The organism is Chitinophaga sedimenti (genome assembly GCF_023156195.1).
GTDB classification, from domain to species: Bacteria; Bacteroidota; Bacteroidia; order Chitinophagales; family Chitinophagaceae; genus Chitinophaga; species Chitinophaga sedimenti.
The window spans coordinates 5,261,440-5,284,053 of record NZ_JAKUKA010000001.1; the positions used below are offsets into that span (position 1 = coordinate 5,261,440).

General features: G+C 50.2%; 24 protein-coding genes and 2 pseudogenes. 13 read left to right on the forward strand and 13 right to left on the reverse strand.

Annotation, left to right across the window (positions count from 1 at the left end):
- The first annotated feature begins 21 nt into the window (after positions 1 to 21).
- The 3 genes from MKQ70_RS30205 to MKQ70_RS30215 all read left to right on the forward strand — a co-directional run bounded on the left by MKQ70_RS30205 (position 22) and on the right by MKQ70_RS30215 (position 1,861).
- Complete coding sequence (locus tag MKQ70_RS30205) at positions 22 to 708, forward strand: pirin family protein (RefSeq protein ID WP_248078108.1); 687 nt, start codon at positions 22 to 24, stop codon at positions 706 to 708.
- Between the two features lie 51 nt (positions 709 to 759).
- A complete protein-coding gene (locus MKQ70_RS30210) occupies positions 760 to 1,236 on the forward strand; it encodes a Dps family protein (RefSeq protein ID WP_248078116.1) in 477 nt (158 codons plus the stop codon).
- A gap of 256 nt (positions 1,237 to 1,492) precedes the next feature.
- Positions 1,493 to 1,861, forward strand: a complete 369-nt coding sequence (locus MKQ70_RS30215; RefSeq protein ID WP_248078118.1) for a hypothetical protein — start codon at positions 1,493 to 1,495, stop codon at positions 1,859 to 1,861.
- Here MKQ70_RS30215 and MKQ70_RS30220 read toward each other — a convergent pair whose 3' ends face one another.
- From MKQ70_RS30220 to dxs, 4 genes and pseudogenes are all read right to left on the reverse strand, one after another.
- Positions 1,862 to 2,896, reverse strand: coding sequence for a PAS domain-containing sensor histidine kinase (locus MKQ70_RS30220; protein WP_308199568.1), 1,035 nt, complete (start codon positions 2,894 to 2,896; stop codon positions 1,862 to 1,864).
- Positions 2,873 to 3,196, reverse strand: a pseudogene (locus MKQ70_RS40030) (PAS domain-containing protein); the annotation flags it as partial. The gene MKQ70_RS30220 and the pseudogene MKQ70_RS40030, both read right to left, overlap by 24 nt.
- Before the next feature lie 309 nt (positions 3,197 to 3,505).
- Positions 3,506 to 4,564, reverse strand: a complete 1,059-nt coding sequence (locus MKQ70_RS30225; RefSeq protein ID WP_248078122.1) for an iron-sulfur cluster-binding domain-containing protein — start codon at positions 4,562 to 4,564, stop codon at positions 3,506 to 3,508.
- A gap of 72 nt (positions 4,565 to 4,636) precedes the next feature.
- Positions 4,637 to 6,565: a 1-deoxy-D-xylulose-5-phosphate synthase gene (gene dxs / locus MKQ70_RS30230; RefSeq protein WP_248078130.1), complete on the reverse strand. Its 1,929-nt coding sequence runs from the start codon at positions 6,563 to 6,565 to the stop codon at positions 4,637 to 4,639.
- Between the two features lie 199 nt (positions 6,566 to 6,764).
- On the opposite strand from dxs, the gene MKQ70_RS30235 reads away from it, so the two are divergent.
- From MKQ70_RS30235 to MKQ70_RS30245, 3 genes are all read left to right on the forward strand, one after another.
- Positions 6,765 to 7,766: a sensor histidine kinase gene (locus tag MKQ70_RS30235; protein WP_248078133.1), complete on the forward strand. Its 1,002-nt coding sequence runs from the start codon at positions 6,765 to 6,767 to the stop codon at positions 7,764 to 7,766.
- A 173-nt stretch (positions 7,767 to 7,939) separates the two neighbouring features.
- Positions 7,940 to 8,359 (forward strand): LytR/AlgR family response regulator transcription factor, encoded by a 420-nt coding sequence (locus tag MKQ70_RS30240; protein WP_248078140.1) that lies wholly within the window; start codon positions 7,940 to 7,942, stop codon positions 8,357 to 8,359.
- Entirely contained in the window at positions 8,350 to 8,667 is a 318-nt protein-coding gene (locus MKQ70_RS30245; RefSeq protein ID WP_248078142.1) for a LytR/AlgR family response regulator transcription factor, read from the forward strand. The genes MKQ70_RS30240 and MKQ70_RS30245 overlap by 10 nt, the downstream gene beginning before the upstream one ends.
- A 41-nt stretch (positions 8,668 to 8,708) precedes the next feature.
- Here MKQ70_RS30245 and MKQ70_RS40035 read toward each other — a convergent pair whose 3' ends face one another.
- Complete coding sequence (locus tag MKQ70_RS40035) at positions 8,709 to 9,074, reverse strand: geranylgeranylglyceryl/heptaprenylglyceryl phosphate synthase (protein ID WP_282456872.1); 366 nt, start codon at positions 9,072 to 9,074, stop codon at positions 8,709 to 8,711.
- Positions 9,075 to 9,088: 14 nt separating this feature from the next.
- Complete coding sequence (locus MKQ70_RS40040) at positions 9,089 to 9,448, reverse strand: geranylgeranylglyceryl/heptaprenylglyceryl phosphate synthase (protein ID WP_308199569.1); 360 nt, start codon at positions 9,446 to 9,448, stop codon at positions 9,089 to 9,091.
- 475 nt (positions 9,449 to 9,923) lie between these two features.
- On the opposite strand from MKQ70_RS40040, the pseudogene MKQ70_RS40045 reads away from it, so the two are divergent.
- The 5 genes and pseudogenes from MKQ70_RS40045 to MKQ70_RS41640 all read left to right on the forward strand — a co-directional run bounded on the left by MKQ70_RS40045 (position 9,924) and on the right by MKQ70_RS41640 (position 15,824).
- Positions 9,924 to 10,999: pseudogene (locus tag MKQ70_RS40045) on the forward strand (ribonucleotide reductase barrel domain-containing protein).
- The gene (locus MKQ70_RS40050; RefSeq protein WP_308199257.1) at positions 10,996 to 12,006 is read left to right on the forward strand and encodes a ribonucleotide reductase barrel domain-containing protein; all 1,011 of its coding nucleotides are present in this window, start codon (positions 10,996 to 10,998) and stop codon (positions 12,004 to 12,006) included. Before MKQ70_RS40045 ends, MKQ70_RS40050 begins: the two are co-directional and overlap by 4 nt.
- Positions 11,970 to 13,103, forward strand: a complete 1,134-nt coding sequence (locus MKQ70_RS30260) for a ribonucleotide reductase barrel domain-containing protein (protein WP_308199570.1) — start codon at positions 11,970 to 11,972, stop codon at positions 13,101 to 13,103. The genes MKQ70_RS40050 and MKQ70_RS30260 overlap by 37 nt, the downstream gene beginning before the upstream one ends.
- Before the next feature lie 1,640 nt (positions 13,104 to 14,743).
- Positions 14,744 to 15,322, forward strand: a complete 579-nt coding sequence (locus MKQ70_RS30265) for a hypothetical protein (protein WP_248078146.1) — start codon at positions 14,744 to 14,746, stop codon at positions 15,320 to 15,322.
- 100 nt (positions 15,323 to 15,422) lie between these two features.
- Entirely contained in the window at positions 15,423 to 15,824 is a 402-nt protein-coding gene (locus MKQ70_RS41640; RefSeq protein WP_248078148.1) for a YcxB family protein, read from the forward strand.
- An 8-nt stretch (positions 15,825 to 15,832) separates the two neighbouring features.
- Here the strand turns inward: MKQ70_RS41640 and MKQ70_RS30275 are convergent, their stop codons facing one another.
- The 4 genes from MKQ70_RS30275 to MKQ70_RS30290 are packed head-to-tail and all read right to left on the reverse strand — an operon-like array spanning position 15,833 to position 17,197.
- Entirely contained in the window at positions 15,833 to 16,102 is a 270-nt protein-coding gene (locus MKQ70_RS30275; protein ID WP_248078150.1) for a GNAT family N-acetyltransferase, read from the reverse strand.
- Positions 16,099 to 16,281 carry a hypothetical protein gene (locus MKQ70_RS30280; protein WP_248078152.1) on the reverse strand — a complete coding sequence of 61 codons (183 nt, stop codon included), beginning with the start codon at positions 16,279 to 16,281 and terminating at the stop codon, positions 16,099 to 16,101. The genes MKQ70_RS30275 and MKQ70_RS30280 overlap by 4 nt, the downstream gene beginning before the upstream one ends.
- 3 nt (positions 16,282 to 16,284) lie before the next feature.
- Positions 16,285 to 16,551, reverse strand: coding sequence for a ribose-phosphate diphosphokinase (locus MKQ70_RS30285; protein WP_248078154.1), 267 nt, complete (start codon positions 16,549 to 16,551; stop codon positions 16,285 to 16,287).
- Positions 16,529 to 17,197 carry a ribose-phosphate pyrophosphokinase-like domain-containing protein gene (locus tag MKQ70_RS30290; protein ID WP_248078156.1) on the reverse strand — a complete coding sequence of 223 codons (669 nt, stop codon included), beginning with the start codon at positions 17,195 to 17,197 and terminating at the stop codon, positions 16,529 to 16,531. Before MKQ70_RS30290 ends, MKQ70_RS30285 begins: the two co-directional genes overlap by 23 nt.
- Before the next feature lie 91 nt (positions 17,198 to 17,288).
- Here MKQ70_RS30290 and MKQ70_RS30295 point away from each other — a divergent pair, with 91 nt between their 5' ends.
- Positions 17,289 to 17,630, forward strand: coding sequence for a carboxypeptidase-like regulatory domain-containing protein (locus tag MKQ70_RS30295; protein ID WP_248078158.1), 342 nt, complete (start codon positions 17,289 to 17,291; stop codon positions 17,628 to 17,630).
- Between the two features lie 70 nt (positions 17,631 to 17,700).
- On the forward strand, positions 17,701 to 18,048 hold the full coding sequence (locus MKQ70_RS30300; protein WP_248078160.1) for a hypothetical protein: 348 nt from the start codon (positions 17,701 to 17,703) through the stop codon (positions 18,046 to 18,048).
- A 37-nt stretch (positions 18,049 to 18,085) separates the two neighbouring features.
- Here MKQ70_RS30300 and MKQ70_RS30305 read toward each other — a convergent pair whose 3' ends face one another.
- The 3 genes from MKQ70_RS30305 to MKQ70_RS30310 are packed head-to-tail and all read right to left on the reverse strand — an operon-like array spanning position 18,086 to position 22,594.
- The gene (locus MKQ70_RS30305; RefSeq protein WP_248078162.1) at positions 18,086 to 19,507 is read right to left on the reverse strand and encodes a TolC family protein; all 1,422 of its coding nucleotides are present in this window, start codon (positions 19,505 to 19,507) and stop codon (positions 18,086 to 18,088) included.
- Complete coding sequence (locus MKQ70_RS40060; RefSeq protein ID WP_282456873.1) at positions 19,461 to 20,123, reverse strand: efflux RND transporter permease subunit; 663 nt, start codon at positions 20,121 to 20,123, stop codon at positions 19,461 to 19,463. Before MKQ70_RS40060 ends, MKQ70_RS30305 begins: the two co-directional genes overlap by 47 nt.
- Positions 20,084 to 22,594, reverse strand: a complete 2,511-nt coding sequence (locus MKQ70_RS30310; RefSeq protein WP_282456874.1) for an efflux RND transporter permease subunit — start codon at positions 22,592 to 22,594, stop codon at positions 20,084 to 20,086. The genes MKQ70_RS40060 and MKQ70_RS30310 overlap by 40 nt, the downstream gene beginning before the upstream one ends.
- Between the last annotated feature and the right edge of the window lie 20 nt (positions 22,595 to 22,614).

Here is a 22,614-nt window from a genome sequence, read left to right on the forward strand (position 1 = left end):
TCGTAATTAAAGCACAACGATATGCAAAAGATCATTCACCGTGCGGACTCACGCGGGTGTGCCGATCACGGTTGGTTAAAGAGTTATCACACCTTCAGCTTCGCGCAATATTATAATGCAGACCGCATCCACTTTGGTGCCTTGCGGGTGCTTAATGATGATGTGGTGGCCGGCGGTATGGGCTTCGGCGCACATCCGCACGATAATATGGAGATCATTAGCATCGTGCTGAAAGGCGCGCTGGAACACCGGGATAACCTGGGCACGCATGGTGTCATCAATGCGAACGATGTACAGATCATGTCGGCCGGTACAGGGGTGGTGCATTCTGAATTCAACGCCTCCAAAACAGAAGCCGCGGAGTTTTTACAGATATGGTTGTTCCCGCGCGAGCGCAATGTAACGCCGCGGTACGATCAACGTTCGTTTGATCCTGCCGGTCAGCATAATCAACTGCAAACCATCATCTCTCCCAATAAGGAAGATGATGCCCTCTGGATTCATCAGGATGCCTGGTTTTCTATAGGCAACTTTGATGCAGGAAAAGAGCTGGTGTACACACCGCACGAAGCCTATAACGGCGCGTATATATTCGTACTCGAAGGTACGATAGAAGTAGAGGGGAAGTGTTGCAACGCCGTGATGCGATCGGCATCAGCAGCTTTAGTGCAGCATCGATCAAAGCACTGGATGCGGCAAAGTTTTTGATTATCGATATTCCGTTAACACAATTTACTCATTAATATAACCCTTACTCATATGGCAACAAATACTGCAACAATAGGCCTCGAGAAAAAGACCGCAAAAGAGCTGGCAGATAAACTGAATAACCTGCTGGCCGCATACCAGATATTTTATCAGAACACCCGTGGTTTCCACTGGAATATTAAAGGTGATAAGTTTTTTACCCTTCATGTGAAGTTTGAAGAACTGTACACCGACGCACTCGTTAAAATCGATGAAATCGCAGAAAGGATCCTGACCCTGGGCTTTACTCCTGTACACAGTTTTTCTCAATACGTGGAACTGTCTGCTATCAAGGAAATTACCAACGACAGCGGCGCAGAATCCACGGTAAAGCACATCCTGGAAGGTTTTAAAACGCTTATTCAGCTGGAAAGAGAGGTAAGCAGTGTAAGCGACGAATTGGGCGATGATGGTACCAATGACCTCATCACTACCTACATTCGTGAACAGGAGAAATTGGTGTGGATGTACAATGCATTTTTACATTAGAGGTTACAACAAACAATAAACAGGCGAATCAGGCCCTGCCGAACGGCGGGGCCTTCGCTTTTTTGTGCAAAAAGCCCTTGTCCCATATAGGGAAAACGTCGTAACTTAGGTATACAAGAGCAAACAGAAGCATGGCCATCGTTCCCAACATAATGATACCGCAGCCATTAGCATCCTCGCCCATGAAACGATATTGACAAGCCATAGTGAATGATGAGCATGCACTCAATAATCCGAAACGCAAAATCAATTGATCATGGAAATTCCAACACAAACCGCAGAACAGGAACAGTTGCTGTCCTGGAAACATGAAGTTGAAGATGTTCGCCAGGAAGTAAAATCAATGCGCGACCTCCGTCTCGAACGTATTTCGCGCCGCGACATGACACGGGAACGCATGGTGCAGGTAGAGCACTTCCAGAACCTGTTTATCCGCCAGCTCGAAGTGGCTGATGAGCTGTTCCACGATCTGAAGCAAACCAACCGCAGGCTCAACAATGCGTGGATCGAACATCACGACCGCCCGGTCGAGGGCCACGACGAATTACATGAACGAATGGGGACTTTCCATAAGTTATACGATGAATTAAAAGGGGATTTCTTTCATTTTGAAGCTCACCGATAGTTAAAGCAGGTCGTCTTCCTGCTGTTTCAGTTTCGATTGCATCCGGTGGATCATTTCATCCAGCTCGGTAACAGACTTTTGCAGCATGATAATCAGGCGCAGGTTAGTGGCCTGGTCGCTGCTGTCTTTATCGATCAGCGAAGTAATGGCCAGTATGGAAGATACGGGACGCCTTAGTTCGTGCGAATTCATCCAGGCAATTTCGCGCAGGGTATTGTTTTGCTCCTGCAGCTGTGTTACGAACTGCTTCTTTTCAGTGATATCGGTTTGAATGGAAATGAATTTTTCGACCCGGCCATCGTCGTCCAGCACCGGCGTTACAGTCATATACGCCCAGTAGCTTTCGCCGTTTTTACGGTATTGTACCAGCTCCGCGGAGAAAGGGATGCCGGCGGTCATTTTATCGCCTATCCGCTTCAGAGCATCCATGCTAGTATCCGATCCGGCCATTAATTCGCTCGGGTGTTTGCCGGTAGCTTCTTTCAGGGAAAAACCGGTATGATGGCAAAAGGCGTCGTTCGCCCATTCGATACGTCCATCGGCATCCGGGATGAACACGGTATTGGTGGTCTGACTGGCCACTAACGACAGCAGGGTAATTTGTTCCTGTTGTTTTACTTCTTTATCGATGTCCTGCACTACGCCCACCATGCGCTGTCCTTCCTGCTGTTTATTGTAGATGATGCTGCCACGCGCGTAAACATGTTTATACTCACCGTTCGAGCAACGGAAGCGATAACGTTCCGACCAGTGTACGTTGCCAAAGCGAATGGCGTTGCGCAGCGACTTTAATACCCGGTCATAATCGTCTGGATGTATGCGCACTTCCCACCATTGCAGGCTGGACTCCACTTCGCGCTCCTGGTAGCCGAAAAGTGTGCTGGGCCCATGGTTCCAGGTAACGGCGTTCGTGCGCATATCCCAATAGTAAATAGCATCGGGTGTTACTTTGGCCAGCAGTTCGTAACGTGTGCCGAAATCGCGCGCCTGTACGGTAGATTTTATTTCCGCATCAATATCGATAGCCATGACCATGCGCCCGATTTTACGGTGATAGTGACAGGGCACGGAGTATATTTCCACCATAAAATTCTCACCCGTCTTTTTGCGATGCTGCCATATGCCGCGGTACGATTTGCTGAGAACGTTGTTTCGCTGCGCTTCGAGCAGCTTAGGCCCCTCATTTTCATTCCTGATCTGCAAAATAGTCATGCGCAGGAACTCTTCGCGGCTGAAGCCGTAACGTTCTATAGCCGCATCGTTCACCGCCAGAAATCTTAATGTATCGGTATCATATACCCACATCGGAAGTGGGTGCCCGTAGAACATATCTTTGTAAGGGGCTGTTCTGCGCGCGCTGTCCGCGTGGCATTACGTACCATCAGGTACACCGCCAGGGCAGATATCAGCACAAAAAAGAGAGTAAAAGATGGTGTAAGATATTGGGGGCAATGGTAGGAAACGCAGTGATGCCGCGCGACAGCAACCGGTCGTTTATATTCACCCACACCAGTCCCCACACGAGGAATAAACAAGCCGCTTTAACTGCCGAATGGCGCATCCGTTTCTACGTTTTCGGTTGAAATTATGTAAATAAAACCAACTATCAAACGGCCGCAATGCGCAAGCCACCGCGTTTACAGCTTACATTTCTATTTTCACGTGGCCGGAAACGGGATAAGCTACGCAGGTAAGAATGAAGCCCTGCGCTACTTCATTGTCCGTCAGCACTTCGTTTGCGGCCATCCATACCTTGCCTTCGGAACACCTTGCAGTACACGATCCGCACACGCCGCCCTTGCAGCTGTAAGGCATTGTTATTCCTTTGTTAAGGGCCGTTTGCAGGATGTTTTGATTACCGGCCACATCGAATTTTATCTCATTCCCCTGCCGGATAAGTGTTATTTGTTTTAGGGATGTGTCGGTCGGTATCCCTGCTTTCTGTATCAAAAATTGGGTGTTTACCGTAAAGTTTTCTTTACGCAGTTGATCTTCCGAAAAGCCCATGAACGTAAGCGTGAAAATGCACATGCGCATATATTCGAGCGGACCACAAATAAAGAACTGCGCGTCTTTGCGCGCATAGGCCAGGTGTTTAGGGGTGAGTATTTCCAGCAGGCCATTGCCGATACGCCGGTAGGTATATTCACTTTTTTCGGTAGGATCACTAAAAAAGAATAACAGTGTAAAGCGCGCAGCATGTTCAGCGGCCAGTGCCCGCAACTCGTCATGAAAAGCAGCGTGCTGCTCGTTTTTGCTGCTGTAAATCATCGTGATCTTACTTCCCGGTTCATCGCGCAACGCTTGTCGCAATAGGCCATATAAAGGCGCAATGCCGCTGCCTGCACCCAGTAGAAATATATCGCGCTGGTTGTTCGCATCCGTCTGCAACGTAAACCGCCCCGACGGCAATAACGACGTTACTACATCGCCTACGCGCCAGTGATGGATGATATGCCGCGAAACTTCGCCGTTCTCACGCCATTTCACTGTAACCGCAGGTTCGGCATCAATGCCCGGCGTGCTGCTCAGGGAATAGGAGCGGCGCAATTCCAGGCCATGTAAGTGAATAATGAAAGTGAGAAATTGCCCGGCTTTATAGGAGAGCAGTGCACCGTCCGTTCGTTCAAAACGATAGGTGAAGGTATCGTGTGCTTCTTTTTTGATCCCTGTGATGCGCAATGATATATATAGCTCGTCCATGTTTTTCGGGCAGGGTTTTCGTCATAAAAAAGGGCAGTATCGCTACTGCCCCGAAATCTTATTAGCCGGCTGTTAAGCGTTGCTTACAGTCACCTGGCTGCTCATCATTTCCCTTACTGCAGATGCAATGCCGGCAGCGTCGTAACCACATTCGCGGTGCAGTTCGGCGGGTTTGCCATGTTCTACGAGGTGATCGGGAATGCCGAGGATTTTAACATCGGCCTTGTAATTATATTCGCTCATAAACTCCAGGATCGCACTGCCGAAGCCGCCGCGCACCGCGCCGTCTTCTACCGTGATCACTTTGTCGAAGCGGGAGAATACTTCATGCAATAATTCTTTGTCGAGCGGCTTAACGAAACGGATATCGTAGTGTGCCGGCTCCAGTCCGTCGTTCATCAGCTGGCGGCAGGCTTCGGTAACGAAGTTGCCCGGGTGCCCGAACGAGAGTATTGCTACATCGCGGCCATCGCGGATTTTACGGCCCTTGCCAAACTGCATCCTGGTAAACGGTTTGCGCCAGTCGGGCATTACGCCTTCACCACGCGGGTAACGGATCACCACTGGTGATTCCTGTTCGGGCAGCTGTGCCGTATACATCATGTTACGCAGTTCTTCTTCATTCATCGGTGAGCAGATCACCAGGTTGGGAATGCAACGCATAAACCCGATATCGTACGCACCATGATGCGTAGCGCCGTCTTCACCTACCAGGCCGGCACGGTCGAGGCATAACACAACGGGCAGGTTCTGGATCGCCACATCGTGTACCACCTGGTCGTACGCGCGCTGCATGAACGAAGAGTAAATGTTGCAAAACACCCGCATACCCTGCGTAGCCAGGCCGGCCGACAGTGTCACCGCGTGTTGTTCACAGATGCCTACATCGAATGCGCGGTCAGGCATCTTTTCCATCATGAACTTGAGCGAAGAGCCGGAAGGCATAGCGGGGGTAATACCCATCACCTTATCGTTCTGCTCTGCCAGTTCTATCATCGTCAGACCAAATACATCCCGGTATTTAGGTGGCTGTGGTCCTTCGGGAATTTTCTTGAAGATCTCGCCGGTGATTTTATCGAACAGTCCGGGCGCATGCCACTTGGTCTGGTCTTTCTCGGCGAGGGAATAACCTTTACCCTTGGTGGTGACTACGTGCAGCAGTTTCGGGCCCGGAATATCTTTCAGGTCCTGTAGGGTATCGGCGAGTTTGGAAATGTTGTGGCCATCGATGGGACCGAAGTAGCGCATGTTCAGCGATTCGAACAGGTTGCTGGATTTGGATACCAGGCCTTTGATGCTGGCTTCGAATTTAGAAGCCATATCGCGCGTGAACTTTTTACCTACAGGCAGTTTGCCGAGCATGTTCCATACATCGTCGCGCAGCTTGTTATAGGTGTGCGAGGTGGTGATGTCGGTCAGGTACTCCTTGAGGGCGCCCACGTTCGGGTCAATGGACATGCAGTTATCATTGAGGATAATGAGCACATTCGCATTGGCCACGCCTGCGTGGTTCAGCGCTTCGAAGGCCATGCCCGCGGTCATAGAGCCATCGCCGATAACAGCAATGTGCTGGCGGTCGTGTTCTCCTTTGTATTTTGAGGCCATGGCCATGCCCAGCGCCGCCGAAATGGAGGTGCTCGAGTGGCCTACGCCAAAGGTGTCGTAATCACTTTCCGACCGTTTCGGGAATCCACTGATGCCCCCATATTTACGGTTAGTATGAAAAACGCTCTTCCTGCCGGTGAGAATTTTGTGTCCGTAAGCCTGGTGACCTACGTCCCACACCAGCTGATCGTAAGGCGTATTAAAAACGTAATGCAGGGCTACCGTCAACTCCACAACACCAAGGCTGGCGGCAAAATGGCCGCCATGCACGCTCACCTGGTCTATAATAAACTGGCGCAGCTCGTCGCAAACCTGGTGCAATTGCTCCCTGCTCAGTTTCCTCAAGTCGGAGGGATATTCGATCTGGCTCAATAGTTGACCTGCCGTAATGTCCATATCAGCTTTAGGGTTTTAAAACTCAAAAATAGCATAATATCCAATGCGGCCCAGCTTTTTCATGGCTTTCCCATTTAAACGGCTATACCACCATTGGTACAATTTGCCTTCAGGTGGCCATGGTCATACGGTATTTTTGATTTAATCAGAGGAGTTCCCTAATTTATACTATGCTTAATCAGCTTTCTAAATATTGGTGGTGTCAGATTTTGGGGTGGGGACTCTATGCCGTTATTTTCATTTTTTTGCCTTTTTCTTCGACCGGGTAGACCTTTACCTGGTGCTGTATACCTTTATGGTGGTGTTGCTGGGCATCCTGCTCACCCATGCTTTCCGCTCCGTGGCGGTGCAATACCGCTGGATGGAGCTGCCTTTTGAGCGGGCGGTTTTCTATTTTTCATTCGGTATTATCTTTTGCGCGGTGCTGGATGCAGCGGTGCTTACGGCTTTCCGGCTGTTATTCAGCCCGGTGGGAGAGAGTATGGTGCCTTCGTTCATGTATTCCTTCCTGCAACAGTCGGCCATTTTAACCTTATGGGCGGCGATTTACTTTACCTGGCATTACGTGGAAAAGAGCCGGAATGTGCAGCTGGATAAACTGAAGCTGGAGGCTACGGTGCGTACGCTGGAACTCAAAACCATCAAGGCCCAGCTGAATCCGCACTTCATTTTTAATGCCTTAAACAGCATCCGGGCTTTGGTAGATGAGAACCCGCAACGTGCGCGTACCGCCATCACCGAGCTGTCTAACATCCTGCGCAGCTCCATGCAGGTAGAAAAAGTGGAAATGGTAAGCCTGGAGAATGAGCTGAACATCGTACGAGATTACCTGGCGCTGGAACATATCCGTTTCGAGGAACGCCTGAAAATACAATACGACATTGATCCGGAAACGCTGGAGCTGCCAATTCCCCCGATGATGCTGCAAACGCTGGTGGAGAATGCCATTAAACACGGCATTTCCCGGGAAATAAGGGGAGGGGTGATTTCCGTGGCTTCACATTTGAAGGACAATACACAACACGAACTGACGATCCGGAATACGGGACAAATCAGGGAAAGGTTATCGAATGGCGGTGGATTCGGGCTGCAAAGCACCCGCGCAAGGCTGGAAATACTGTTCGGCAAACGCGCCTCCTTCGAAATCCGGAACCTCGATGCACAAACGGTTGAAGCTAAAGTGTTAATGCCGCTCTTTTAACACATTATTTTTCCGCTCGTCACTAGGTAAACCGGTTTAGCACGGATTTTTTTAATAATTTAACATCTGAATCGAAAACGCATCTGTCGCACACCAATGAGGGTTATGCAGTGTAAGCTGGCAATAGCCGGGCTACGGCAGTTGAAATTTCATCAACCAATTACAAAGACGGTATGAAAAAAGCATTGATTATTGATGATGAGCGCCTGGCCAGGAGCGAGTTAAAGAAGCTGCTGGCAGACCATCCGGAGATCGTAGTGATTGGAGAGGCGGTAAATGCGAAAGATGGGGTAGAAAAGATAGAGACGTTACGCCCGGACCTCCTGTTCCCGGACATCCAGATGCCGGACAAAACGGGCTTTGACCTGTTGGCAGAGCTGGAGCGTGCGCCACAGGTGATTTTTACTACGGCGTACGACGAGTATGCGCTCAAAGCGTTTGAGTACAATGCCCTGGACTACCTCCTTAAACCGGTAGAGCCCAAAAGGCTGGCAGACGCTATCCATAAATTACATCAGCAGGAAGAAAAGGAGCGTTTGGCCGCAGCAGCCGGCCTGCGTAATATCCTCTCCGAAAACGACCAGTGTTCGTAAAAGATGGTGATCGCTGCTGGTTCGTTAAACTTCAGGAGATCAGGCTGTTCGAAAGCGTTGGCAACTACGCCCGTGTATATTTCGAAACCAATAAGCCGCTGATCCTGAAATCGCTGAATGCACTCGAAGAGCGCCTCGACGAAAGGGTGTTTTTCCGTGCTAACCGCAAGCATATCGTGAACCTGAGGATGATCGAAAAGATCGATACTTATTTTAACGGTGGATTGTTACTGGAAATGAAAGGTGGGGAAAAGATAGAAGTGAGCCGGAGACAGGCGGTGAAGTTTAAAGAAATGATGAGCTTATAAAAAAGAGAAAGGGTTTGATGTTAACATCAAACCCTTTCTCTTTAGATCTTAACCGGGGCGGTGTGTACCGCGTCCGCTATCTCTTTTATGAGGGAAATATCTTTCTCTATTGCGTTGCCCACTACAATAATGTCGGCCCCGGCTTTACAGTTCAGGTAGGCCTTTTCGGCATCGCGGATGCCCCCGCCCACAATTACCGGGATGTCTACCATGCTGCTCACGCGGTGGATCATACTTTCGGTGATCGCTTTACGCGCGCCGCTGCCGGCGTCCATATATATTACTTTATTGCCCAGCATTTCACCCGCCATGGCCGTCGCCATTGCGATATCGTCTTTATCTGCCGGAATGGGATTGGTATTGCTGATGTAGGATACTGTAGTAGGGGCGCCGCCGTCTACCACCATATAGCCTGTGGAAATTACTTCCAGGCCGCTTTTTTAACCGGAACGGCTGAAATAACGTGTTGTCCGATCAGTAATTCTGCATTACGACCGGAAATGACAGAAAGATATAACAATGCATCTGCGTACCTGGAAACCTGTGAAGGGCTGCCCGGGAACAATACTACCGGGATGTCACAAGTGGCTTTGATCTGCTGGATCACTTCATCGAGATGATTGGTGATGACCAGGCTGCCGCCCAAGAACAGGTAGTCGACCTTGGCTTCGGTGCATTTCGCAGTGAGTTCGGCTATCCCGTCAGGCGTAACCTTGTCCGGATCAACCAGAACCGCAAACGATTTTAATCCTTTGGCCTTTTTTCTAGGAATGAGTTGTATATTTTTTGTACATCAAATGCATTGTTCCGGTTGTCGCAAATGTATAAATTTTTTGCTAATAAGCTAGTAGCTGAAACAAATATGCTTTACGGTAATTTATGATGCTAGTTATCAACGCCTATACGTGGATTTGCGCTTCCTTGTTTAAGTAATACGAGCAACTGCTGTGCCAGACCTTAAACAATTCATTAACAATTATTTGAAGTGCAAAGTTCACAATGCACATCCTGTGCATAACAAAAGTGCGATAACCTTTTTCGTTGCGTTATATTAGTAATCCATTCGAGATTACAATATTCTATTTGCTAAATCTTTCCAAAAAAATCCCAAGGGCATGAAAAATCAAGAGAAAAGAAAAACCGGGATTGCCTTCGCCGGGCATTTCACCAGGGACGGCGTAAGTCCATTTGACCAATTTGAATATGATTTACGAACGTCGGTGATCCGGAATCCGGGCGGTGATGTGGTATTTGAGATGACGAACGTGGAGGTGCCCCGTGGGTGGTCGCAGATCGCGACCGATATTCTGGCCCAGAAATATTTCCGTAAAGCCGGTGTTCCCCAGCCTGATGGCAGCCTTGGCCGTGAAACTTCCGTAAAACAGGTGGTGCACCGCATGGCTAATTGCTGGCGTATGTGGGGAGAACGGGCTGGATATTTTGCCTCCGTGGAAGATGCGACGATATTTTATGAGGAGTTGTCCTACTGCATGCTCAACCAGGCCTGCGTACCCAATTCTCCCCAATGGTTTAACACCGGTCTGCACGAAAGCTACGGCATCACCGGCAAGCCACAGGGTCATTATTATGTAGACAATACAACGGGTAAACTGGAAAAATCCACTTCCGCTTACGAACGTCCGCAGCCCCATGCCTGTTTTATCCTGAGTGTAAGCGACGACCTGGTGAACGATGGCGGCATTATGGACCTGTGGGTACGGGAAGCCCGCATCTTTAAATATGGCTCGGGTGTGGGTACCAACTACTCCCACATCAGGGCCGAAGATGAGAAGCTGAGCGGCGGCGGATCTTCCAGCGGCTTAATGAGCTTCCTGAAAATTGGTGACCGCGCGGCAGGCGCTATCAAATCGGGCGGTACTACCCGCCGGGCTGCTAAAATGGTGTGCTGGACCTGGACCACCCCGAAATTGAAAGTTTCGTGAACTGGAAAGTAGAGGAAGAGAAGAAAGTGGCCGCGCTGATCGCTGCCGGTTACTCCTCCGATTACGAAGGAGAAGCTTACCGGACCGTGTCCGGGCAAAATTCGAATAACTCGGTACGCATCCCTAATACCTTCTTTCATCAATTAGATAAAGATGGAGATTGGGACCTGATCGCCCGTACCACCGGTAAAACCATGCGCTCGATCAAAGCGCGCAGCCTGTGGGACCAGATCGCCTACGCTGCATGGCGTTGTGCCGATCCGGGTACACAGTACGACACCACTATTAATGAGTGGCACACCTGTCCCCAGGGCGGCCGTATCAACGCGTCCAATCCCTGCTCGGAATACATGTTCTGGACAATACCGCCTGCAACCTGGCCTCTGTGAACCTGCGCAAGTTCTTCGACGAGGGATCAAATACCTTCGATGTAAGCGGTTTTGAATATACCGTGCGCCTGTGGACCGTAGTGCTGGAAGTGTCCGTACTCATGGCGCAGTTCCCGTCGCCGGAAGTGGCGCAACTGAGCTACGAGTACCGTACGCTGGGACTTGGTTACGCCAACCTCGGCTCTATGCTCATGGTAAGCGGCATTGCGTACGATAGCGAAGAAGCCCGGGGCATCGCTGGCGCCATTACGGCGATCATGACCGGCGTATCCTATAAAACCTCGGCAGAAATGGCCGCTCACCTGGGCGCCTTCCCGAAATACCGGGAGAACCGTGAAGACATGCTCCGTGTAATGCGCAACCACCGCGCCGCGGCTTATGATGCGGTAGACGCCTACGAAGGCATCGAGATCAAGCCACAGGGTATAAATGCCCGTTTTTGCCCGGATTACCTGCTGAAAGCGGCCACCAAAGCCTGGGACGATGCCGTGCAGTTGGGCGAGAAATATGGTTATCGCAACGCTCAGGCAACCGTTATTGCCCCCACCGGCACGATCGGGTTGGTGATGGATTGCGATACTACCGGTGTGGAACCCGACTTTGCGCTCGTGAAATTTAAGAAACTGAGCGGTGGCGGGTATTTCAAGATCATTAACCAGAGCATTCCCACGGCGCTGCACAACCTCGGTTACAAGGAAAACGAGGTAAAAGCGATCGTGGATTATGCCAAAGGCACCGGTTCCTTTACCGGCGCGCCCTATATTAACAGGCAAACCCTCAGCGAAAAAGGGTTTATCGCCGATGAGCTGAAAAAGCTGGATGCCGCCGTGGCGTCTGCCTTCGATATCGCCTTCGTGTTCAATGTATATACCCTTGGCGAGGAATGCCTGCAACGCCGGGCTTTAAACCGGAACAATATTTCAACTTCGAATTCAATCTCCTGCACGAGCTGGGCTTCTCGGACGAACAGATCGATGCGGCGAACGACTACGTTTGCGGCACCATGACGGTAGAAGGCGCACCTTACCTGAAAGAAGCGCACCTGCCCGTATTCGACTGCGCCAACAAATGTGGTAAAAGCGGCCAGCGTTACATTCACCCGCATGGCCACATCCGCATGATGGCCGCTGCGCAGCCCTTTATTTCTGGTGCGATCTCTAAAACAATCAACCTGCCCAACGAGGCGTTGGTAGACGAAATAGCGGACTCCTATCGCCTTAGCTGGGAGCTGGGCCTTAAAGCCTGCGCCCTGTACCGCGATGGCTCCAAACTGAGCCAGCCGCTGAGCAACAAAACCGAGAAAAAGAAGAAAACCGAAGCCGAAGAGGAAGTACCTGCAGCCGCCAGCCAGATCATCGACCTGAACCAGCTCACGGTGGATGAACTCCTCGAAGAAGTGAATAAACGTGTACAGGAAAGCCCGGATACGAAGCTGAAACGCGCATTGAGCCGCATCATTGAGCGGAAAACGCTGCCTGCTAAACGGCGTGGCTTTACCCAAAAGGCAAAAGTGGGGGGACAGGCCGTGTTCCTGCGTACCGGCGAGTATAGCGATGGTACCCTGGGCGAGATCTTTATTGACCTGGCCAAAGAAGGCAGCACATTGCGAAGCCTGATGAACTGTTTCGCAATTTCTGTGTCGGTAGGCCTGCAATACGGCGTGCCGCTGGAAGAGTTCGTGGATAAATTCGTGTTTACCCGCTTTGAGCCCTCCGGTATGGTGGACCATCCGAACATCCGCTCCGCAACCTCACTGATCGACTATATTTTCCGGGCGCTGGGGTACGAGTACCTGAACCGTACAGACCTGGTGCATGTCCACGACGAGCCGGGAAACACCGGCGAAGAGGAGTGGGATGAGCCCGTGGTGAAGCCGGAATTGTCGAATGTGCGGATTATCGGGGCTGTTAACCATCCCGCGCCGCAGCAACCGGCAAAAGCTAAACATGCGGTATCAGCCGCCAATGGCGAAAATAGTACCCAGGATTACATGCGCAGCATGCAAAGCGATGCGCCTGCCTGTAATACCTGCGGCCACATTACCGTACGGTCCGGCACCTGTTACAAATGCCTGAACTGCGGTAACAGTATGGGTTGCAGCTGATACGGGTATGGCGGCGGCCTGTTACTGGACGTCGCCGTTTCCTAACGAAGTATTAACAAATAGTCTAATGCCGCCTGTTTTGCTAAACGCCGGAACCGCCTGTGTGTATAGCTTTCGCGGAATGTAGACTTTGTTAATAATTTGTTATTCGGAGGCAAAAATTTCAAATAAAGTTAACACGCATGTACCTTTGTTATCAAATAGGGTTTTCATAGGATAGTAACAAATTGAGGGCGCTTTTCTAAGTGCCCTTTTCTTTTCCCTCAATCGCTGAAAATCTCCATCACACTACATTTCAGGAAGCTTCTTTCTCACCCGCTACGCTCTTCTTCGTAAATATTTATTTCGTACTTCTGCCCGCTTACCTTCTAAAAGATCGTGTTCGTTCTGTTAAAACATCCGTTCGGATCCTTACATTTTACCCTTTTTCTGGCATGACGATGAAACTTTACCAGTTGCGCTCGAACTAGTAGGGTCTGTGGAAATACTACGCAACATTCCCCAATGTCGCATTATTATAATTATTTATATAATATCTAAAAAGCAGCCCCTTCTTTAAATATTTCTTATTTATTAAGCTAATTTTTAATGTTTGGCTATTTCTGATCTGGACATATTAATAATGTTTAAATATTATTATATTTGCTACTGTATTAATTTTTATATGGTTACTGTCCTATGAAAAACCAAAAATATTCCTACACCGCGTGAATCTTCATGCACCGTAAAATGACTCTCGAAAGCAATGGTTCGCCCATTGCTTTTGTTTTTTAGCCAGTTTTATTCCGCTGTTCGGCCGCCACTATAATCCACTTCATAGTCTGGCTCCCGTTTCAACTTATTTTTAGCTCTTGCATTTTGCCCAACAATAATGCTACTCTTAGCCAGGATTTTTAACGCGGGTGCAATCCTATCAGGACGAACCAAGCCCTTATACTGATTAACAACAACAGGTGTGAACCTTAATCCGGTTTATTGACCTGGGTGTAAACCGAAAACAAAGTACCAGGAAACTGCCATGTAAACCCAAATCAGGATTATTATTTAGTAGTGTAAACTTAAATCAGGATTTTCTAACGATTAATGTAAACCTATTCCGGGACCTAGACCAGGACTAGACCCTCCCTGCGCGATCCTATAGACATCCTAGGTTCATCCTAGGTTCAAGATAGGTTCAAGGTAGGTTCGATATAGGTTCACAAACCTAGCTTGAACCTAAGGTGAACGAAGTATAAACGAAGGATCAACGAAAGATGTGACCGAGGTCTGCCTGGGATCCATGTGGAACGACAACGAGCTGTGCATAATGAACCTCATCCGTAAGGTTATCGTTAGCGGAGCCGGACCTCGTGGGTCTTCGCGCAGTAATTCCGGGAGTGTGGCTGCTCCGCCCTAATAGCCTGCCGGTCGGTTGCCGGTACGCCTATGCTTGTCGTACCTGTCTAAGGCTGAAGGGAGCGACGCAACGGCGGCCGGGGAGAGATAAAATGCTGGCGACCAGATAATATTGAAGCTGCCTCCTGCGTTTAAAGCCCGTGCGGTCAGAAGGGGACCAAATTAAATTTGGCCAATGCCTCCCCAAAATGTGGAAAACTTGTTTTTATTTACTATTTTTAAGCCATCAAAAAGCATTTACCCTTATGAAAAAGCAGTTGTTTTTGCTGTCAATCGCACTGGTTACAGCCGCATCAGCGTCAGCTGAAGGCGACTGCCAGGCAGGACCTGTTCCGGGTCCGGGCGATGGGGCCGTTGTTTTTAACAACGGCGATAAGGGTAATAATAATGAGAAAGGCGGCCCGGCGGGCAGCACTTCTTCCTCCACCACAACTACAACTACCACCACCAATACAAGGAGCACTAAAAAGGCTACACGTTTCGAGGATTTCATCTGGACGATGCCCAATAATACCGAGGCAGTAAAGGTGGACGAGGCTGAAATGGAAAGTGCAGTGGTGGGGTTATACAAATGGTACCTGCAAAACGAGTCGAAGATTAATAATAGTCAGTCGACACAGGTGTCGCAGGGCAAAAGCATGGCTGCGCCCTTTAAAATTGATCCGAAAGCCTTACAACAATACTTCCAGTTCATTAAAAAGAACTTCCCGGGACTTAATGAAGAGAGCCTGGGCGAAAAGCAGGCTTCTGCCGTGCAGAAGAAACTGGCCCCCGTTACCGCAGTGGATGACGTAGAGGCGCCAATGCCTATCACCAACAAGTAAATTTTTGTGACACACGCGAATGCATATTCAGTTCAGGTACGACAGACACGACGTTATTAATGCATTGCGTTCCCATTTTATGCGGCGGGGCGAAATCAGGGTGTTCAGCTATACATTTCTCCTCCTATTGCTGGTAACGATTGCAGGGTCTATATTTAACCTGGTTAACGTTGGTGCGGTGACCGGGATTATTATCATGATACTGCTCATCAGCGCTACCTTCTGGTTCCTGCTTCCTATTTCCATCTATAATAAATCTTACACCTTTAAGGAGTTTATCCGTCTCGGCTACACGGAAAGTGAAATGACCATCGGCACTGAAAATGGCGACCGGCCTATGAGCTGGAGTAACTTTTCGCAGATCGTGGAAACCCGTACTTTCTTTTTCCTGTACCGGGATAAAAAGTCTTTTTTCTTGTTCCCCTCAGCGCATTTCCTTCTGATGAAGCGGCCGACGGTTTCCGCTCGCTGCTCAAAAACAAGTTCGACAGCTACCAGGTAAGCCGCTGATTACAGTTGTTTGCTCATTTCGTAGTGTGGAATGTCTACTTCAATAAACTCATCGCCATCGATCATGTACCCATTGCGTTCGTAGAACCCAACGGCTTCCTTGCGCGCGTGCATCATGAGCCGGCCGTACGAATCCTGCTTGGCCTGCTGCTCCGCATATTCCAGTAAGCTATTCCCGATACCCTGCCCCTGGTAGGTTTTATCCACCGCCATCTGCCGCAGCTGCACGGTGGTATCGTTCACAGGGCTCAGGATGCAACAACCGATCATGGGACCTCACCCCGGCCTTTTTCACGGGTAAAGCAGCCAATCAGTTTATCGTTGATCTCCTGGCGCAGGTATTCCTCGGAGAAAGTAAGTCCGAGCGGTTTGCGGAGGATGTTATCGCGCAGGTGTACCATGGCACGGTAGTCGGCACTGCCGTAATCGATGATGCGTAAAGAAAACATAATCTATTCAAAATAATCTACAATCAGTTTATTCACGGACCGCACGGTGAGCATCGGGTCATTGATCTGCCGCGCGTTCGGGTGGGTATCCGTACAAACCAAACGGCTGATAACGCCGCTTTGTTTAATCTTATCAAATCCCCGGCCAGCAAAAATGCCATGTGTAGTGATCACGGCAATGTCTTTGGCGCCCGCTTCCAGGTATGCTTCAGCGGCATGCAGCAGGGAGCCGCCCGTCCGGATCATATCATCGTAAATGATCACCCGCATGTTCTTCACATTGGCGCTGATAGCAGTGATCGCCGTTTCTTCCCCGAAATTCGTTCTTAAAAACAAAGGCAGGCTGCACATGGAGGTCATTGGCCAGCGACTCTACCCATTTAGCACGGCCGGCATCGGTACTGGCGAGAATAAAGGGCTGTCCATCCGCTATTTCCAGCGCCGCCTCTTTCACAATATCCTTTGCATACAGGTGCACCGGGCGAATCTTGCTTTCAAAATAATAAGAAATGCCATCGGCATGCAGGTCGATCATGATCACCTTATTGCCCATAGACGTGGCGGGCAGCGAGGAAAAGAGGATGGCGCGGTTTTTGGCTTTCACGATTTCGCCCTCCTTTACGGCGCGCTCCATAGTGGAGTAGCCAAAATAAGGAATTACCATGTTGAGCGACAGGGCGCCCAGCTGTACGCAGCCATTGGCAAGGTCGAACAATTCCAGCGTTTCACAATCGTCGATCGTGCCGCCAACGATGATCACTTCCTTGCCGCTAACGTTACTGGTTATACGGTGATAGTGTTCGCCATCGGGGAAATCGGTAATTTCCATTTGCCCGTTTTCCCAGTTCGTAATCGCCAGGATGTCCTGTTTCAGGTAGTCGTACCGTTGGGTAGAAAAGATAATTTTTTGAGGCATACGTAAAAGTATAAAACTCCCGGCAAAACGCTGTACTGTGGAAACTTTTAACTTTTCATTTGCCAACGGAAAGCTAAATTTGGAAGATTGTATGAGGCATTTTCTGATCAGATATACCGCGGCACTATTCCTGTTATTGGCCCTGGCTGCGCAAAGCACAACAGCACAGGTACGCATTTCGGGTACGGTGGTGGATGTAGACACACAGGAAGGCGTGGCAGGCGTTTCCATCAGGGCCGTGAAAGGCCGCTACGGCACCATCAGCAGTGAAGCCGGCCGGTTTTATATTGAAGCCAATCCCGGTGATACGCTGGAATTCAGCATGATCAGTTATGTACGTTATGAGTTCCTTGTACCCGCTATTTCCGGTACCTTCACCATTTCCATGAAAAGGCAGGTGATTACCCGGCGGTGTAGGCGTTCGCGGTCGTAACTACCAGCGCGACTCTGCCGCCATCCGCGACGAATACGGCAAATACTTTAATTATAAAAAGCCCGGGGCCATGGATGTGTTAAAAACATTGCCATCCAACCCGATCACCGCACTCAGTTACATGATCCCGAACAAGGACCGCAAACGTAAGGTGGCCTTCCGCGAACAGTTGCAGTATTGGGAAAAGGAAAAGTATGTAGATCACCGCTACTCGCCCGAACTGGTAAACCGCATGACGAAGCTCGATGGCGCGGAACTGGACAGCTTTATGTTACGTTACCGTCCTTCGTACCAGTTTTTAGAAGAGAGTACGGAATATGATCTGCTGCTGTTCATCAAACAATCGTTCGAAAGGTATCAGCAGGAAAAAGGAGTGAAGAAGAAAGAAGAAACGCCGGATACCACGGCATCTAAATAAATGAAAAGTCCCGGTGTTCATATGCCGGGACTTTTTTTTATCGTAACAGGTCGCCCCGCAGCCGGAGCAGTTCCGTTTCTGCAAGTTTGGTATTGTATCGCGCCTGAATAAGACGGTTGTAAGAATCTTCAAGGCTTTGCTGTGCTTCTTTCAGTTCCAGCGTAGTAGATACCCCCTGGCGGAAGCGCTCCAGCGCTACCATTACGTTTTCTTTAGACAGTTCCAGAGTCTCTTCTTCCAGTTCCAGCGCCTGTTTAAAGTATTCGTAGTCTTTAAAAGCATTGGTGAGCGACAGGTTCACCACCGAACGGCGGTTTTCCAGCGACAGTTGCTGGTAAGCAATGTCCAGTTTCGCGTTTTTGATCTCGCGTTGCTTATTAAAGCCGTTAAAGATCGGCACCGTAGCAGAGAAGCCGTAGTTAAGGCCGCCATTCTGGTTAAAGATGGTGCTGAACTGGTTGGTTGCGGCGTTCGCACGGTTGCGGTTAAAGTTATAAGCCGAGTTGAAGGCGATCACGGGGAACAACTCGCCTTTACGCTCCCTGAGCGCCAGTTCTGAAATGGTGATGTTCTGCCTGGCTACTTTCAGATCGGTATTTATCGTATCGATGCCCTGCTGCAATGTTCCATAGTTCAACTCAAAATTAACGGGTATGCTATCGCGTACATCGTAGCCGATATTTGCAGGATCTACCCCCATCAGCTGGTTCAGCGAGGCTTTTGCCTGTACGATCAGTGTTTGCTGGCGCAGGTGGGCGGCCTTTTGAGCGTTGTAATCCACCCTGGCCTGCAGCCAGTCCGTTTTGGGCGCTAAGCCCGTCTGGAATTTCGCATCGGACAGTTTAACCCTTTCATCGGAAATCGACATTTGCTCCGCCAATGCCCGCAGCTGTTGCTTTTGCTGCGCAATATTGTAGTAACCGTTAATCACAGCGGCCATGGTATTTACGATCTGGTTCTTTACCGTAAGCTCGCCCAGTACTTTAATATTCTCCACACGCGAGCGGGTGGCAAACATCTTCAGTCCGTCGAACAACACCCATTGCAGGTTGATGCTCGCCTGCAACTGCTGGTTTTTAATACCGCTGGTATCGCGCTTGTTGCCATTTGCCAGTTCCTGTTTAATAGAGCTGGTAGTCCAGTTTTTACCGGCAGTGGCATTCAGCGTGGGCAGGAAGGCGAAGTTCGCGTAGGCGTAATCGTTAGCCGACACTTCTGCATCGTTCCGGGCCAGGCGCAGGTCGTAGTTATTCTTTAATGCCGGGTCAATTGCCTGTTCCAGCGTCAGGATGTCCTGCGCATGGGCGCCCAGTGAAAGGCAAAGCAGTAAAAGACCGGATAAGGATATTTTGATCAACTTCATTTTATATTGATATAAATGCCGGCGGACGGCGCCGCCGGACTTAGCTTCTTTATGAATGTGCCATCGCTGCTTCCGCTTCTGCCTCTGCTCTTTCATCTGCGATCGCCTGTTCAAATTCAATATTCTTCTTCCTGCGTGACATAATGGCGTACATCGCGGGAATCACGTACAGGGTCAGTACCAGTGAGAACATGATACCACCCACGATTACAATACCCAGCGGAATACGGCTGGTAGCCGCCGCACCGAGCGACATGGCAATAGGCAATGCACCCAGCGCCATGGCAAGGCTGGTCATCAGAATCGGGCGTAAGCGCATCGAAGCGCCGGTCACCGCGGCTTCGTCTTTCTTCAACCCTTCGTCGCGTTTGTGGTTCGCGAACTCCACGATGAGAATACCGTTTTTGGTTACGAGACCAATCAACATAATTACCCCGATCTGGGAGAAGATATTCCAGGTTTGCCCGAAGATGGTAAGCGACAGGAACGCGCCCGCGAAAGCCAGTGGTACGGTGAACATAATGATCAGCGGATCGATCCAGCTTTCGAACTGCGCGGCCAGTACCAGGTAAATGAGCACCAGCGCCAGCACCAGTGCAAACATGGTGTTGGATCCGCTTTCTGCATAGTCGCGCGAAGAGCCGGACAGCGCGGTGCTGAACGTATCGTCAATCACTTTTTCTTTCTGCAGTTTGTCGTAGATGTTATACATCTCCGGATGCCATCACCGATGGTTTTGCCCGGCGCCACGTTCGCGGAGATCGTGGCCGATTTGTAACGGTTATAGTGGTAAATAACGGGCGGGCTGGTTTCCTCCGTGATAGACACGAGGTTATCGAGCTGCACGGGTTCACCGGCCGCGTTACGTACATAAATGTTTTGCAGGTCATTCGGATCATCGCGGTCGCCCCGGAAAACCTGTCCCATTACCTGGTATTGTTTACCGTTGCGCACGAAGAAGCCATAACGCTGGTTACTGAGCGCCAGTTGAAGGGTTTGCGAAATATCCGCCACCGATACACCCAGCTCCGTTGCTTTTTCACGGTTAATGTGAATGCGCAGCTCCGGCTTGTTAAACTTCAGGTCTACGTCCACACCCTGGAAAACGTTGCTGTTATTGGCTTCTTCCACGAAGCGCGGGATGGCAGACGACAGCTTATCGAAATTAATGTTTTGCAGTACGAATGCCACGGGAAGCCCCTGGCGGCGGCCTACCTGGATGGTTTGCTGCTCAATGGCGAACACCTTACCCTGTGGGAACTGGTACATGTTCTTGTTCACCATGTTTACGATCTCCTTCTGCGAGCGGGTACGGTCTTTGGGGTCTACCAGCGCCACGTTGGCAAAGGCGGAGTTTACCGCGCCAGCACCGGAGAAGCCCGGCGCCGTTACGGTGAGCACGATCCGTTTTTCGGGGATCGAGTCGGCCATGAATTGCGAAAGCCGGTCTACATACCGCTGCATATAGTCGTACGAAGTGCCTTCCGGCGCCGTTACCGACAGGCGGAACGTACTGCGGTCTTCCATGGGCGCCAGCTCCGATTGTAAACCTTTAAAGAGGAAGTACATCATGGCCAGGCAGCCCACGATAATCACGGACGCTATCCACTTTACCTTCATGAACTTTTCCAGCGACGACTTATAGCCATCTTCCATCCAGCGGAAAAAGGGTTCTGTTTTAAGATAGAATTTGGAATGTGTGTGCGTTTTACGGCCCATTTTCACGTTCAGTACCGGCGTTAACGTCAGTGATACGAACGCCGAAATAATCACCGCACCGGCGACGACGATCCCGAACTCGCGGAATAGCTGTCCGACGAAGCCCTGCAGGAACACGATGGGTAAAAACACGAACGCCAGCGTAATGGAGGTGGCGATCACCGCAAAGAATATTTCCTCGGAGCCTTCCTTGGCGGCGCGCATACGCGGCATGCCTGCTTCGATTTTCTTATAAATATTTTCCGTGACCACGATCCCGTCATCCACCACCAGGCCAATGGCAAGTACAATTGCCAGCAGGGTGAGGATGTTGATAGTGAATCCGAGCACATACATAATAAAGAACGCGCCGATCAGGGACACCGGGATATCCGCCAGCGGCCGCACGGCCATGAGCCAGTCGCGGAAGAACAAGTAAATGATCACCACCACGAGAATAAGGGAGATGATCAACGTTTCTTCCACTTCAGAAATAGAACGTTTAATGAATACCGTATTGTCCAGCGCGATGTTGATATTGAAGTCGTCGGGCAGTTCTGTTTTCAGATCGGCATAACGCTTATAGAACTCATCGGCGATGGCCACGTAGTTGGAGCCGGGCTGGGGAATGAGCGCCAGGGCGATCATGGGGACGCCGGATTCTTTCAGCATCGTTTCCTCGTTCTCGGGCCCGAGGGTCGCCTGCCCGATATCGCGTACGCGTATTTCGCTGCCGTTTACATTTTTGATGATGAGCTCATTAAATTCTTCTTCCGTATCGAGCCGGCCGAAAGTACGCACGGTGAGCTCTGTGGCGTTACCGGCGATTTTACCGGAAGGCAGCTCCACGTTTTCCCGCAGCAGCGCCTGTTGCACGTCGCCAGGTGTAAGACTGTACGAGGAAAGCCGGGCTGGGTCCATCCAGATGCGCATCGCGTACCGCTTTTCGCCCCATATCTGGATAGCGGATACGCCGGGAATGGTTTGCAGTTTTTCGAGCAATACGTTGGTGGCATACTCCGTAATTTCAAGCTGGTTGCGGGTGTCGCTTTGTACGGTCATGGAGATGATCGCATCGGAGTTGGCGTCGGCCTTGCTCACCACGGGCGGAGCGTCCAGGTCATCGGGCAGCGAGCGCTGGGCCTGCGATACCTTGTCGCGCACGTCGTTGGTGGCAGCTTCCGTGTCTTCACCCAATTCAAATTCCACGGTAATATTACTGCTACCCTGGCTGCTGAGTGACGAAATATTTTTGATACCGGCAACGCCGTTGATGGCTTTTTCAAGCGGCTCCGTAATCTGTGTTTCAATGATGTCGGAGTTGGCGCCCGGGTAAGAGGTGCGCACGTTCACCACCGGCGGATCGATGGCCGGGAAGTCGCGCACCCCCAGGAAGGTGTAACCCACCACGCCGAAAATCACGATGATGATGTTCATCACGATCGCGAAAACAGGACGCTTAAGGGATATGGAAGGTAAACTCATAATAACTTCTAGGTGGATGC

What these genes read in the sequence shown, in the direction of transcription:
- MKQ70_RS30225 (WP_248078122.1), bottom strand. Translation starts at nt 4,564, where the DNA reads ATGGACGAGCTATATATATCATTGCGCATCACAGGGATCAAAAAAGAA.
- MKQ70_RS30215 (WP_248078118.1), top strand. Translation starts at nt 1,493, where the DNA reads ATGGAAATTCCAACACAAACCGCAGAACAGGAACAGTTGCTGTCCTGG.
- MKQ70_RS30265 (WP_248078146.1), top strand. Translation starts at nt 14,744, where the DNA reads ATGAAAAAGCAGTTGTTTTTGCTGTCAATCGCACTGGTTACAGCCGCA.
- MKQ70_RS30290 (WP_248078156.1), bottom strand. Translation starts at nt 17,197, where the DNA reads ATGCCTCAAAAAATTATCTTTTCTACCCAACGGTACGACTACCTGAAA.
- MKQ70_RS30285 (WP_248078154.1), bottom strand. Translation starts at nt 16,551, where the DNA reads ATGCGGGTGATCATTTACGATGATATGATCCGGACGGGCGGCTCCCTG.
- MKQ70_RS30210 (WP_248078116.1), top strand. Translation starts at nt 760, where the DNA reads ATGGCAACAAATACTGCAACAATAGGCCTCGAGAAAAAGACCGCAAAA.
- MKQ70_RS40060 (WP_282456873.1), bottom strand. Translation starts at nt 20,123, where the DNA reads ATGTATAACATCTACGACAAACTGCAGAAAGAAAAAGTGATTGACGAT.
- MKQ70_RS30300 (WP_248078160.1), top strand. Translation starts at nt 17,701, where the DNA reads ATGGATGTGTTAAAAACATTGCCATCCAACCCGATCACCGCACTCAGT.
- MKQ70_RS30220 (WP_308199568.1), bottom strand. Translation starts at nt 2,896, where the DNA reads ATGGTCATGGCTATCGATATTGATGCGGAAATAAAATCTACCGTACAG.
- MKQ70_RS30205 (WP_248078108.1), top strand. Translation starts at nt 22, where the DNA reads ATGCAAAAGATCATTCACCGTGCGGACTCACGCGGGTGTGCCGATCAC.
- MKQ70_RS30280 (WP_248078152.1), bottom strand. Translation starts at nt 16,281, where the DNA reads ATGTTTTCTTTACGCATCATCGATTACGGCAGTGCCGACTACCGTGCC.
- MKQ70_RS40035 (WP_282456872.1), bottom strand. Translation starts at nt 9,074, where the DNA reads ATGGTGGTAGACGGCGGCGCCCCTACTACAGTATCCTACATCAGCAAT.
- dxs (WP_248078130.1), bottom strand. Translation starts at nt 6,565, where the DNA reads ATGGACATTACGGCAGGTCAACTATTGAGCCAGATCGAATATCCCTCC.
- MKQ70_RS30295 (WP_248078158.1), top strand. Translation starts at nt 17,289, where the DNA reads ATGAGGCATTTTCTGATCAGATATACCGCGGCACTATTCCTGTTATTG.
- MKQ70_RS30275 (WP_248078150.1), bottom strand. Translation starts at nt 16,102, where the DNA reads ATGATCGGTTGTTGCATCCTGAGCCCTGTGAACGATACCACCGTGCAG.
- MKQ70_RS30305 (WP_248078162.1), bottom strand. Translation starts at nt 19,507, where the DNA reads ATGAAAGAGCAGAGGCAGAAGCGGAAGCAGCGATGGCACATTCATAAA.
- MKQ70_RS30240 (WP_248078140.1), top strand. Translation starts at nt 7,940, where the DNA reads ATGAAAAAAGCATTGATTATTGATGATGAGCGCCTGGCCAGGAGCGAG.
- MKQ70_RS30310 (WP_282456874.1), bottom strand. Translation starts at nt 22,594, where the DNA reads ATGAGTTTACCTTCCATATCCCTTAAGCGTCCTGTTTTCGCGATCGTG.